Origin of the sequence: Frankia sp. QA3 (genome assembly GCF_000262465.1) — a bacterium.
GTDB lineage: Bacteria > Actinomycetota > Actinomycetes > Frankiales > Frankiaceae > Frankia.
Map to the genome: position 1 here is coordinate 2166597 of NZ_CM001489.1, position 12735 is coordinate 2179331.

Consider the following 12735-nt stretch of genomic DNA (forward strand, 5'->3'; position numbering starts at 1 on the left):
GCCGCCGGGATGGGCCGACATCGACCCCAGGTACAGACCGGCGATGGGCGTCTCGGGTCGACCGAGCCCCGGTACCGGGCGGAAGACGAGCTGCTGGTGCAGCGCCGCCGTCCCGCCGTGCACCGCACCGCCGCGCAGCACCGCGTCCGAGGTCTGCAGGCCAGCCGGGGACTGCACGTGGCGCGCCAGCACCCGGGCGCCGAACCCGGGGGCGGCCGCCTCGACGGTGCGCTCGGCCCGCTCGACGACGCGCGCCACCGCCTCGTCGTCCCACGGCCCGGCGAGGCCCGCTCCCCCGGCGTCGCCCCGCGGACACTGCGGGACGTGCAGGTAGGCCCAGGCGCTCTCGGTGCCCGGCGGGGAGCGGGTGGGATCGGTCGTGGTCATCTGCCCGAGCACGCAGAACGGGTCGGCGGGCACCAGCCCGCGGGCAAGCTGCGCCGCGGTGCGGCTGAGGTCGTCCAGGGTGCCACCGAGATGGACGGTGCCGGCCTGCGCGCACCGCGGATCCGCCCAGGGAATCGGTCCGGACAGCGCCCAGTTGATCTTTATGGTGGCATGGTCCCACTGGAAGCGGGCCAGGTCGTCGAGCAGGCGGGCGGGCAGCTGGCCGGCGCCGACCAGGTTGCTGTACAGCGACACCGCGTCGACGTCGGCGATCACGGCCCGGCGGGCGGCCAGCGGGGTGCCGTCGGCCAGCCGGACGCCGCGGGCCCGCCCGCCGCGCACCTCGACGGCCCGCACCGCCGCGCCGGTGCGTAGCCGACCACCGCGTTCGCGCAGGCGGCGGACCAGCGCGTCGGGGATCCGCCCGGCTCCGCCGCGCGGCGCGGGGAAGCCGACGTCCTGGCCGAGCATGGTCAGCAGCCAGCCGAGCAGCGCCGAGCCGACCGTCTCCGGGCCGAGATCGGCGTGCATCGCGTTGCCGGCGAGCAGCAGCGCGGCGCCCTCGCCGGTGAACTCCTCCTCGGCGAAGCGGCGCACGCCGAGCGTGGCGAAGCGGGCGAAGCGCAGCCCGTCGGCGGCGCCGAGGCGGCGGGCCAGGCGCAGCCCGGCACGCAGCGGCGGGAACGGCGCGGTGAACAGCGCGTCGAGCAGGGGCTCGCGCAGCGGCGCCCACCGGTCCACCAGCGCCCGCCAGGCGGCGCCGTCGCCCGGGGCGAAGTCGTCGAGGGACCGCGCGGTGCGGGCCGGGTCCATCGACAGCAGCGCGCAGCGTCCGTCGGGGGTGGGATGGGCCAGCACCTGCGGCGCCCGGCACCACTCCAGGCCCTGCGCGGGCAGGTCCAGGCGGCGCAGCGCGGGGCTCGCCGCGGCGAACGGATGGAAGGCGCTGAACAGATCGGTGACGAACCCCGGGGCGGTGACCTGCGCGGAGCGGCAGGCGCCGCCGGGGACGCCGGCCGCCTCGCAGACGACGACGTCCCACCCCGCGTCGGCGAGCAGGTTCGCGGCCACCAGGCCGTTCACACCCGCGCCGATCACCACCGCGTCCGTCATGGTCGGCTGCGCCCGCCTACCGGGGTCCGGGCGCCGGCGTCACGGCGTCGGGGTCAGGGCGCGCAGGGTGAGGTCCGTGACCAGGCCGTAGGCGAGATGCGGCACGGCGTCGGCCGCCCACCCGGCGGCGTCCCAGGTGCGCGGGTCGCTGACCCCCAGAGCCGTCATCGACCCGTCGGCGGCACCCATCGCGCCGGCGCCGGTGAGCACGGCCCCGGCCAGCGGGCCCGGCCGCAGCCCGAAGGCCCGCAGCACCCCGGCGAGCGCGCCGGTGAGCACCCCGGTCGCCAGGCCCGCCAGCAGCCCGAGCCCCTGCAGCCGGTTGGCCCGGGTGTCCCCCGCGCCGGGAATGTCGACGTCGACACGGGCGGCCAGGGACTCCACCGACCGTTGCGGGGTGTCGCTCGCCGGGCGTCCCCGCCAGGCCATGTCCAGGTAGGTGACGGCGTTGAGCGCGGTCGTCCCCGCGGCCCCGGCGGCCGCGCCTGCCAGCAGCCCTCGCACCGGATGCATGATACTTCTCCCTCCTCGCTCCCGGCCGCCTCACCCCCGGCCGAGGCGAGCCCGTTCCCCCTCGTTCAGCCCGCCCCAGACACCGAACTGCTCGCCGGTGCGCAGGGCGTACCGCAGGCATTCCCGCCGCACCGGGCACCGACCACAGATCGCCTTCGCGGCCGCCTCCCGGCGGGCGCGTTCCCGGCGGGGGATGCCGTCCGGCGCGAAGAACAGATCGATATCGCCCGCACCGCAGGCGCCCTCGGAACGCCAGGACGCGAGCGGAGGAACGTCGACCTCGGGTGACAGGGTGCGGTGCGTGGGAGTCAATACCGGCATGGTGCGGCCTCTCCGACATGAGCGGGATGACGGTCATGGGCGCCACGCGGCGCGAGGTGCCTATTCCCCCGCCCGCCCGCGGAAACCCGCGGCGGTCGTTCGTAGGCTGCCGTGAGCATGCCGACCGCGCCCGTCAGGACGGCACGTCAGGCATCAGGACCTGGTCCGACCCGCCTCGGGGCGACGGTCGGCGCCGGCCCGCGGGCAGCCGGTTCGGGCGGCATCGCCCAGGGCAACACCGACTTGTCTGGCATGCTGGACCTCGCCGAGAGGCACGGTGAAGGGCCGCGTCTCGTCGGGCCGTCAGGGTTGCCCGGCATCAGGGTTGGCCGACATCAGGGTTGGCCGACCTCAGGAGTGGTCGGTCGGACGGGAGGCCGGCAGGGTGGGCAGGCACAGCGATTTCGGCGACGCCGTCACCGGCGGGCACGGCGGGCACGGGCGCGACAGACCTGGGCACGACGGGCACGGGCACGGCGGGCACGGGCACGGCGGGCACGGGCACGGCGGGCACGGGCACGGCGGGCACGGGCACGGCGAAGGCGGACCGGCTGCGGTTCCCGGGCAGATGGATGATCCCGGGGGCGGCGCGGCGGGCCGCGGTGGCGGGGATGCCGGTGGCGGGGATGCTGCCGCCGGGGATGCTGCCGCCGGCAGCGACCGCGCCACGGTGCGTCTCGACGGCCGTTCCGGCGGGGTCGACCAGGTGCGCAGGCTGGCCGTCCGGATGCTGGCGGGCACCCGGTGGGAGCCGGCCGTGGACGACGTCCGCCTCGTCCTGAGCGAACTGACGACCAATGCGCTGCTGCATGGGGCCGCCCCGATCGAGGTGCGGATCCTCACCGGCGGGGCGTCGCTGCGGGTCGAGGTCAGCGACTCCAGCCAGACGATGCCGCTTCGCCCCCCGGCCGGCGGGGACGGGCTGACCGGGCGGGGAATGACACTGGTCGCGGCCTCGGCCACCCGGTGGGGAGTCCAGCCGGTGGCCGCAGGCAAGATCGTGTGGGCGGAGTTCGCCGGGGACGGCGACGTCGCGGGCGAGAGCCGGCCGGACGCCCCGGACACCGGCGGTCGGACTCCCCCGGGGCGGGCGCGCGCCGGCGGAGCCGCCCGCCGCGTGCCGGCTCGGCGGCCGGACACCGTCGGCGGCGTCGGGGCGACCGGTTCTCCCGCCGGCTCCACGGACGCCGGCGGTTCCGCGGACAACGGCGGGGCGCAGACGGTCGGGATCAGGGGCATGAGCGGCCTGCGCGGCGTCGGCACGATCATCCTGTCCGCGAGCGGGCAGCCCACGTCGTCGCCGGGGCACCTCGTCCGCCTCGGCGACGTGCCCACCGATCTCCTGCTCGCGGCGAAGCACCACGTCGACGGGCTGGTCCGCGAGTTCGCGCTGGCCGCGAGCGGCGCGGCGTCCGGTGCCAGCGCGGCCGTCCCCGAGCGATTGGCCGAACTGCTCGGGACGGTCACGACCCGGTTCACCGGGCCGCGCCAGGCGATCAAACGGCAGGCGCTGGCGGCCTCGTCGGCCGGACGGCCACGCACCCCGCTGGAGCTGGTCCTCCCGCTGAGCACGGCAACCGACGCCGAACAGTACCTGGCCGCGCTGGAGGAGATCGAGGATTACGCCCGCGCCGCCAGGCTGCTCACCGTCGAGTCCCCGCCCCAGCATGTGGCGTTCCGGCGGTGGTACATCGGTTCGCTGGTCGAACAGCTGCGCGCCGCCGAACGTGGCGAGGGCACGGTGACGACCCGCAGCTTCGAGCAGTACCTGCTCGACACCCTCGACGTGGTCGTGGCCGCCCAGCGCATCGCGGAGCGCTCCGCCCGCCTGCAGCGGGTCACCGCCGCCCTGGCCCGGGCGACCACCCCGGAGCAGGTCGCCGCCGCCGTCGTCTCGCAGGGCGCGAAGGCGCTCGGCGCCAGCGGCGGGGTGCTGATGGTCCCGCAGGGCTCCGGGCGGTTGGCGATCCCCGGGGCGGTCGGCTACGGCGAGAGCATGATCGCGGCGCTGCGCGCCGAGCGGCTCGACGACCGGCTGCCGGCGATGGACGCGCTGCGCAGCGGCGAGCCGGTCTGGCTGGAGTCGCGCCGCGAGCGCGACGCCCGCTACCCCGACCTCGCCGAGCTTGAGCCCACGGCGGTGTCGATGTGCGTGCTGCCGCTGTTCGTCGGTGACCGCACCCTCGGCGCACTGCGGTTCTCCTTCGACCACTCCCGCCTGTTCGACGACGACGAGCGGACCTTCGTCCAGGCGCTGGCGACGCAGACGGCGCTGGCGCTGGAACGGGCCCGGCTGTTCACCGTCGAGCGGGAGGCCCGGGAACGCACCGCCCTGTTCGCCGCCGCGACGGACCTGTTCACCTCCACCCTGGACACCCGACGCATCCTGGAGCACCTCGTCGCCCTGCTCGTGCCGTGGCATGCGGGGCGGGCGGCGGCGTGCCGGTTCGACGAGGAGGGTGGCGTCGAGATCGTCGCCGTCACCGACCGCGCCGACCCGCCGCCGACCGTCCCGGCTCAGGACCCGTCCGTCGTCCCGGTCCACGCCTCGTCCGCTGTCCCGGCTCGGGGTCCGTCCACCGATCCGCTCCGCGGCTGGCGGGGCAGCCGGGCGGTCCCGGACAGTGGGGGCATGACGCAGGCGCTACGCACCGGCCGGCCGGTGCGTTCCCCGGACGGCACGCGGCTGGCGCTTCCGATGGTGCTCGGCGGTCGGCCGGTGGCGGCGGTCGGCCTCGTCGCCGCCGAGGGCCACGCCTACGAGGACGACGAGCAACGAGTGGTCGCCGAGCTCGTCGACCGGGCGACGGTCGCGATCGGCAACGCCCGCCAGTACGAGCAGGAGCGGCGGACCGCGGTCACGCTGCAACGCAGCCTGCTGCCCCAGCGCCTGCCGGAGATCCCCGGACTCGCCTTCGCCTGGCGTTACCTGCCCGGCAGCGCCGGGGCCCTGGTCGGCGGCGACTGGTACGACGTGCTGCCCCTCGACGACGGCCGGATCGCGCTGGTCATCGGCGACGTGATGGGGCACGGGATCCACGCGGCGGCGGCCATGGGTCAACTGCGCGCCGCGGTGCGCGCCCACGCGGTCGCCCAGACCAGCCCCGCGGTCGTGCTCACCCTGCTCGACGCGGCCGCCAACCGGCTCGAGCAGGGCCGGATCGCGACGGCGGCGTTCGCGCTGCTCGATCCCGACGACGGCCGGCTCGTCCTCGCCTCCGCCGGGCACCTGCCCCCGCTGCTGATCCCCCCGAAGGCGCCGGCCCGCTACCTGCTCGTCGAACCCGGGCCGCCGCTGAGCGCCGGCCTGCCGGACTATCCCGAGACGGAGCTGCAGGTGGAGCCGGGCAGCACCCTGCTGTTCTTCACCGACGGCCTCGTCGAGGACCGCGGCCGGCCGGTCGACGAGGGGATGGAGCTGCTGCGGGCGGGGGCCGCGGCGCAGGGCACCCCCGAGGAGGTCTGCGACCGGGCGCTGGCCGCGCTCGGTCGGGACGCCGATCACGAGGATGACACCGCCCTGCTCGCCGTCCGCCTGGGCTGACCGTCCCGGGCCGCCCACGGGGCGACCATGGGGCAGGTGGACCTTGGTTCGGCGGTTTCGGCGGTCAGCGGCGGGCGGCGTAGATCCGGCGGACGACGTCCTCGATGTCGGGCTCCTCGACGGTGAAGTCGAGGACCTCGGCCCGTTCGGCGACCGCCGCGAACACGCGGGCAGCGGTGGTGGTTTCCGCGTCGAACGCGAGGCGCTGGCGCAGGCCGTGCGCCTCACTGGACAGGTGGCGGGCCACGCCGATCCCGATCAGGTCCGGGGACGGCTCGGCGAGGTCGACGACGAGCACCCGCTCGGCGCCGGTGGTCCGCCCGAGGCCGGCCAGGTCGCCGTCGTAGGCCAGCCGGCCGTGGTCGATGACCAGGACACGATCACACAGGCGTTCTATATCACCCATGTCGTGGGTGGTCAGCAGCAGCGTCGTGCCGTCGGTACGACGCTTGGCGATGAGGAACTCCCGCAGCCGCTGCTTGGACAGGACGTCGAGGCCGATCGTGGGCTCGTCGAGGATCACCAGCCGGGGGGCGTGCAGCAGCGCGGCCGCGACCTCGGCGCGCATCCGTTGGCCCAGGGACAGCTGACGGACCGGGGTGGCCAGGAAGTCGGCCATCTCGAGCCGCTCGACCAGCTCCTCGGTGCGGGCACGCTCGATGGCGGCGGGCAGGGCGTGGATCGCGGCCAGAATCCGGAACGACTCGCGCACCGGCAGGTCCCACCACAGCTGGGAACGCTGCCCGAACACGACCCCGACCCGGCGGGCGAGCCGGCGCCGGTCCTTGACCGGGCGCAGCCCGCAGGTGGTCACCGTGCCGCGGGTAGGCACGAGGATGCCGGTCAGCATCTTGATCGTGGTGGACTTGCCGGCCCCGTTGGCACCGATGTAGCCGACCGCCTCGCCGGGTTCGATCCGTACAGTCAGGTCTTCGACGGCGGTCAGCCGCCGCCGGCGCGGCCCGTCACGCACGGTGAACTCCCGGGTCAGTCCCGCGGTCTCGACGATCGCGTTCATCCGCCGTCCCCTCCGTCCACTGTCTGCCTCATCCACCGCCGCCGCGGTAGTGCCGCACGCCCCAGTGCCAGCACAGCAGCGCCATCGCCCACGCCCAGAGCGCGGCGAGCGGTCCGCACCAGCCCAGCCACGTCGGCAGCCACGCGGGTGCCGGCAGGCCGAGCAGCCGCAGCGTCGGCAGGAAACCGGTGAAGGCCATCGGGAAGAAGTACCCGAACACTGCCTGGAGGGGTCGCGACCATACCGACGCCGGCTGGGTGGCGGCATAGCGACCGCCGTAGACGAACGCGTTGGTCATCTCCTCGCCATCGACGAGGAAGAACTGCAGGCCTCCCGCCAGGACGAACATCGCCGCGAACGTCGCGCAGCCGCTGACCAGGGCGACCACCAGCAGCGCCACGCTGCCCACGCCCCAGGCGACGTCGTTGACGGCCAGGCCGGCGCCGAGCGCCGCCAGACCGACGGCCGCGCGCGCCAGCCGCCGCAGGCTGATGTCGCTGGTGACCAGCTGCAGCAGTAATGGTTGCGGCCGCAGGTAGAACACATCGAGGGTGCCGGCGCGCAGGTACGTGGGCAGGTTGTCGCAGTGCCCGAAGGCCAGGTCGGCGAGGGAGAAGGCCAGGTCAGCAAGGCCGAACACCAGCAGGATCTGGTGAAACTCCAGTCCGCCGAGCCGGGTCACCGCATGAAACAGCACCCAGATCTCGGCCAGCTCGACGAGGGCGGACAGCAGCGAGCTGACCAGGTCGATGACGAAGTTCGCCCGGTAGGAGGTCTGAGAACTGGCCCGAGCGGCGAGCACCACCCGGTAGGGACGCAGCCGGACTCGCAGAGTGAGCCCCTCAGCCACGCCGTACCTGGCACCGCGCGCCTCGACACCGCGCGCCTCGACACCGCGCGCCTCAGCCACCCTGCACCTCGAGATGGCGCCGGCCGGCGCGGGTCAGCGCCTGGCCGAGCCCGCCGACGCCGGCCAGCCACGCGAGCTGCGCCGCGAGCAGGGTGAGCGCGCCGGCGAGGCCAACGCGGCCGGCGAGGATGTCGATCGGGTACGTCATCATCGACGGGAACGGCGTCGCCTGGGCAGCGAGCCACAACCAGCGCGGGAACAGCCGGATGGGCACGAACAGCCCAGCCAGGAACCCCGAGACCACCAGGTAGAAGACCTGCAGGCCGCGGGTCTCCACCAGCCAGAAGCCGGCGACCCCGACCAGGTAGGCGGTCGCGACGGAGATCACGATCCCGAGCAGCAGGCTCACCGCGCCGAGCGGGTACGCCGCGAACGACCCGGGCTGCGCCATCCCGACGAACACGCCGATCACGAGCATCGGGATCCCCCGCGGGATCAGCGCGAACAGCGCCCGCCCGACCTCGATCGTGATCTCGGCGGCCTGCACGTCCAGCGGGCGCAGGAAGTCGACGGCGACCCGGCCGTCCTTGATCCGGTCGGCGATGTCGGTCCGGCCGGAGAGGTTGACCGAGCCGAGCAGCGCCTGGGAAAGCCAGATGTAGGTGCTCATCCGCCCGACGTCGTACCCGGCCAGGTCGCCGCCCGCCGCGCGCACCGTCGCGAACAGTACCTCCACCTTGAGCAGCCCGAACGTCGCGTTCGCGGCCACCCCGCCCAACGCCGCCAGCCGGTAGGCGGACTGGCGACGAAACCCCGCCCTCAGCAGACGCCAGTACACCCGCACCGTCGCGCGCGTCGAAGGACCTGCAGCACAGGCCGCCGCAACACGCCGTAACCCCGCGCAACCCGGCGCACCCCGCCCGGGCCTGACAGCGCCGCCCGCGCCGCGCGTCATCGACCTGGTCAGCGCGCGGAGGCCACCGGCGACGTGGCAGCCCGAGCCGGCGTCGCCACAGGGCCACCGGTTCGCGCGCGGTGAACTGGTCGCAGACCGGTGGCTGCCATTGCAGGCATGGTCATCGTCAAAGTCCGAGCAGGTGGAGGTCGTAGGAGGCGACGCTTCGGCCGAGTTCCGCGCCGGTGATGTCGGTGCCGCGGAAGTGGATGCCCTCCCAGACCCGGGCGTTGATGTTGTCGTTGGTCGCCTGCCGCCACGAGGCGTAGGTCCTGCTGACGCCCGGCGCGGTTGCGCTGGTCACCGTGATCGGCTGGAGGGGCCCGGGGCCGGTGAACGCCTCGAGCACGCGTTGCGCGGCGCCGGCGTAGGTGGAGTGCCCGCTGGGGTACTCGGGGTGTGCCGGCGTGGTGGTCAGCGGCGTCCACGTGGGGTCGGGCGCGGTGGTGGGGTCGCCGTCGGTGTCCGCCGCACGGATGGCGGTGACGGGGCGCCAGCGGACGTAGACGTATTTCGCGTCGTAGACGGCGATCTGGGCGTCGACGGTGACCTCGTGGAACGTGGCCACGAGGTGGACCTGCCACCCGAGCGGCCGTCCGCCGGTCTGGGCGAGCAGGCCGCGCAGGATGGGGGTGTAGCCGGCGAGGGAGGCCTGGGCCCAGAACTTCGCGACGTCGGTCTGGGCGGGAGTGCGCACGGTGCTGTCGGCGGCTCCGACCGCGCGGATTTCGGCGAGGTCGCGGCGGTACTGCGCCGATCCGAGGGGGGCCGGTGGCCCGGGGCGGAACCGGTTGGCCGGTCCGAGCAGGAACGTTCGTCCCCGGCCTTGCCCGGACTGCACCGCCGGGGCGTACGCGGGGGGTGTGGGCCGCCAGACGCCCGGGGCCGGCGGCGGTGGGCTGTAGGGGGCGTTGACCGAGGCGACGTCGAGTCCGTCTCCGGCACGTTCGGCGACCAGCGCGCGGGCGGAGCGTTGACCAGCGTCGATGCCGGCGTCCTTGTCGTGGTTGTCGGGGAGCTGGCGCAGCGTGGCAGCCAGGGCGGCGTCGAGGTGGGCGGCGCGGGCGGGGACGAGCGCGACGAGGCTGTCGTGCAGTGCGGTCGCGAACGCGGAGGTGGCGAAGGTGCGGCCAGTCGACCCTGGATGGGCGGTGAGGGCACGGTCGGCGGCGAGCCAGCCGACCGCCCAGATCCGGCTGTTGGTGACCTGGGTGGGCAGGGCCGCGGCGGCGACGGTGTCCGCCGTGACGTCGTACCAGGTGAGGACGACGTCGGAGCCCGTTGCCGCGTCCGAGCCCTGCGCGCCCGCCGCCGTTCCGGCCGGGCCCAGGACCGTGATCGTCGCGGCGGCCAGCGTGACGGCGACGGTGACGGCGACCGAGCGCACGCGCGCCCGAGCTGTTGCACGTACTACCACACGTGAAGAGAACACAATCGTCTCCGCGAAAGCGAGTGAGGGGTGCGGCGACGCCTACGGGCGCCGGCCGCGCGCGAAACGGCCCGGGGGTGTCAGATCCGGCGACAGGCCGCGCTCGTCACTCGCTGGAGGTCGATATGCGGCCGACTCACGAGGAGGTAACGCTGCACCCGTGCACTCTCGCACGGATGACGTCGGCCGTACGGCGAAACCGAGATGTCCTCGACGACGGCGGTCAATCTCGTGAAGGCCGGCCGGCCGGGCAGCAGGTCCGCTGCGTCCTGGACAACCGCCTCCACCTCGGCGAACTCACCTTCCACCGGGATGGAAGTGCAGTCGTCGTGGACGCGCTGGGTCCACCCCCTGGGCTGACCGCCCGCCTCAGCTCGCCGGCACCCGCGCCGCGCGGTGGTCGCGGCCCGCGGCGTCGGCGGCCCGGACGGCGTCGACGATCATCGCCGGTTCCAGGGGGAACGGCTCGTGATGGGCGGTCTCGCCGTCGGCGAGACAACGGCGGGCGATCCGCTCCAGGCCCGGACCGTCCGGCTCGGTCAGACCGACCTCGGCGAGGGTGGTCGGCAGCCCGACCGCGGCGGAGAAGTCCAGCACGTCGCGCAGCTCGCGATCCGGGCGGCCCTCGACGACCAGCTGGACGAGCAGGCCGAAGGCGACCTTTTCGCCGTGCAGGTACGGATGGGTCGCGGCGGCGGCGGTCAGCCCGTTGTGCACCGAGTGGGCGACGGCCAGCCCGCCGGATTCGAAGCCGAGACCCGACAGCAGCGTGTTCGCCTCGACGACGCGTTCCAGCGCCGGGGTCACGGCGCCGGCGGCGACCGCGCGGACCGCCGCCGGCCCGTCGGCGAGCAGGATGTCGTGGCAGAGCCGGGACAGGGCCCCCGCGGCGGCGGTCGGCGCCCCGTGGAGCTGGTTGGCCGCCCGCGCCTCGCCCACCGTCCGGGCCTCGAACCAGGTGGCGAGCGCGTCCCCCATCCCGGCGACGAGCAGCCGGACCGGCGCGCGGGCCACGGCGGCGGTGTCCACGAGCACGAGATCCGGGTTACGCCGGTAGAACAGGTAGCGGTCGAAGGCGCCGCCGTCGGTGTAGACGACGGACAGCGCGCTGCACGGAGCGTCGCTGGACGCCGTCGTCGGGCAGGTCACCACCGCCACGTCGAGCGTCGCCGCGGCCGCCCGGGCGGTGTCGAGGACCTTCCCACCACCGGCGCCGACGACGACCCGCGCCCCCTGGCCGCGCGCCGCCGCGACGACCCGGTCGATCTCGGCCCGGCTGCACTCCCCGCCGAAGGCGTGCACCGCGAAGCCGATGCCCGCCGCGTCGAGGCTCGCCGCCCAGCTCGCCGCCAGCAGCCGGCGCGGCGCCGGGCTCGTCACGATGAGCGCCGGCCCGGTCAGCCCCAGCCGGGCCATCTCCGCCCCGAGCGCCTCCGTCGCGCCGCGGCCCTGCACGTACCGCCCCGGTGCCCCGAAGACCGCCAGCATGCCGATCACGGTAGCCCCACCGCACCCCGGCCCGCCACCGCCGGGACGCATCGCGCGGGCAGCGGCGGCGGGGCGGCGGGGCGGGTGGGCTCGGGCGGGCTCGGGTGGGCTCGGGCGGGCTCGGGTGGGCTCGGGTGGGCTCGGGTGGGCCGGCGGCGGGACGGGCAGCCTCAAGGCGAGACGGCGGCTGGGGGCCCTACTCGAAGCGGGGGTGCATCAGGCCTTGCGGGCGACGCCGCAGTAGCCGTCGACGGCCGGGGGAAGGCTGCCGTCCGGGGTGGGGGCGGGCCGCCAGTGGGTGTGCGGGACGACGCCGGGCGGCACGAGCTCGAGGCCGTCGAAGCGGCGGGCGAGCTGCTCCGGTGTGCGCAGGATGTAGGGCACGGCACCGCTGTCGTTGTAGTCGTCCTGGGCCGCGTCGAACTCCCCGCCGCCCTCGGGCAGGGTGCCGTCGTAGCTGACGAGGTAGCTGCCGGGGACGAGCGGGGCCAGCAGGTCGTCGACGATCCGGCGGACCTCCGCGTCGTCGGCGATGTGGCCCAGCACGCCCATGAGCATCAGCGCGACCGGCCGGTCGAGGTCGAGGGTGCGCGCGGCGCCGGCCAGCACCGCGGCCGGGTCGCGCAGGTCGGCCTCGAGGTAGTCGGTGGCGCCCTGCGGGGAGCCGACGAGCAGCGCGCGGGCGTGGACGAGCACCAGCGGGTCGTTGTCCACGTACACGATCCGGGACTCGGGCGCGGCCCGCTGGGCGACCTCGTGGGTGTTGTCGGCGGTGGGCAGCCCGGTGCCGATGTCGAGGAACTGGCGGATGCCGGCCTCGGCGGCGAGCCAGGTGACCGACCGGGTGAGGAAGCCGCGGGAGGCGCGCGCCAGCTCGGCGATGCCGGGGAAGATCTTGAGGTACTCGTCGCCGGCCACCCGGTCCACCGGGTAGGAGTCCTTGCCGCCCAGCCAGTAGTTCCAGATCCGGGCCGAATGCGGCACGGAGGTGTCGATCCGGGCGCGCGGGTCCTGTTGCGGCGACGCGTCGGCTGTCATGGGTGCTCTCCGGATGTCCACGGGACGACAAGGCTGGCCAAACCGCCTCTTCCGAGCAGACGGTAATACGTCGGCGGAA

11 protein-coding genes are annotated in these 12735 nt (G+C 75.0%); 1 reads left to right on the plus strand and 10 read right to left on the minus strand.

Annotated features, from left to right (window positions below):
• From FRAQA3DRAFT_RS08840 to FRAQA3DRAFT_RS08850, 3 genes are all read right to left on the minus strand, one after another.
• On the minus strand, positions 1 to 1500 hold a 1500-nt coding region (locus FRAQA3DRAFT_RS08840; RefSeq protein ID WP_009738721.1), incomplete at its 3' end, for an NAD(P)/FAD-dependent oxidoreductase.
• A gap of 39 nt (positions 1501 to 1539) precedes the next feature.
• Positions 1540 to 2013, minus strand: coding sequence for a hypothetical protein (locus FRAQA3DRAFT_RS08845; protein ID WP_009738722.1), 474 nt, complete (start codon positions 2011 to 2013; stop codon positions 1540 to 1542).
• A gap of 30 nt (positions 2014 to 2043) precedes the next feature.
• Entirely contained in the window at positions 2044 to 2334 is a 291-nt protein-coding gene (locus tag FRAQA3DRAFT_RS08850) for a WhiB family transcriptional regulator (RefSeq protein ID WP_009738723.1), read from the minus strand.
• Positions 2335 to 2719: 385 nt separating this feature from the next.
• Between FRAQA3DRAFT_RS08850 and FRAQA3DRAFT_RS08855 the strand changes: the two genes are divergently transcribed.
• On the plus strand, positions 2720 to 5878 hold the full coding sequence (locus FRAQA3DRAFT_RS08855) for a SpoIIE family protein phosphatase (protein WP_009738724.1): 3159 nt from the start codon (positions 2720 to 2722) through the stop codon (positions 5876 to 5878).
• 64 nt (positions 5879 to 5942) lie between these two features.
• Here the strand turns inward: FRAQA3DRAFT_RS08855 and FRAQA3DRAFT_RS08860 are convergent, their stop codons facing one another.
• From FRAQA3DRAFT_RS08860 to FRAQA3DRAFT_RS08890, 7 genes are all read right to left on the minus strand, one after another.
• Positions 5943 to 6896 carry an ATP-binding cassette domain-containing protein gene (locus FRAQA3DRAFT_RS08860; protein WP_009738725.1) on the minus strand — a complete coding sequence of 318 codons (954 nt, stop codon included), beginning with the start codon at positions 6894 to 6896 and terminating at the stop codon, positions 5943 to 5945.
• A 28-nt stretch (positions 6897 to 6924) separates the two neighbouring features.
• A complete protein-coding gene (locus FRAQA3DRAFT_RS08865) occupies positions 6925 to 7746 on the minus strand; it encodes an ABC-2 family transporter protein (protein ID WP_035922609.1) in 822 nt (273 codons plus the stop codon).
• Between the two features lie 52 nt (positions 7747 to 7798).
• Positions 7799 to 8590: an ABC-2 family transporter protein gene (locus FRAQA3DRAFT_RS08870; protein WP_009738727.1), complete on the minus strand. Its 792-nt coding sequence runs from the start codon at positions 8588 to 8590 to the stop codon at positions 7799 to 7801.
• 238 nt (positions 8591 to 8828) lie between these two features.
• A complete protein-coding gene (locus FRAQA3DRAFT_RS08875) occupies positions 8829 to 10088 on the minus strand; it encodes a vanadium-dependent haloperoxidase (RefSeq protein ID WP_009738728.1) in 1260 nt (419 codons plus the stop codon).
• A gap of 122 nt (positions 10089 to 10210) precedes the next feature.
• Entirely contained in the window at positions 10211 to 10438 is a 228-nt protein-coding gene (locus FRAQA3DRAFT_RS38565; RefSeq protein WP_035920724.1) for a putative leader peptide, read from the minus strand.
• A 61-nt stretch (positions 10439 to 10499) separates the two neighbouring features.
• Positions 10500 to 11618: a glycerol dehydrogenase gene (locus FRAQA3DRAFT_RS08885; RefSeq protein ID WP_009738729.1), complete on the minus strand. Its 1119-nt coding sequence runs from the start codon at positions 11616 to 11618 to the stop codon at positions 10500 to 10502.
• Between the two features lie 216 nt (positions 11619 to 11834).
• Positions 11835 to 12656 (minus strand): SAM-dependent methyltransferase, encoded by an 822-nt coding sequence (locus FRAQA3DRAFT_RS08890; RefSeq protein ID WP_009738730.1) that lies wholly within the window; start codon positions 12654 to 12656, stop codon positions 11835 to 11837.
• Positions 12657 to 12735 lie beyond the last annotated feature (79 nt).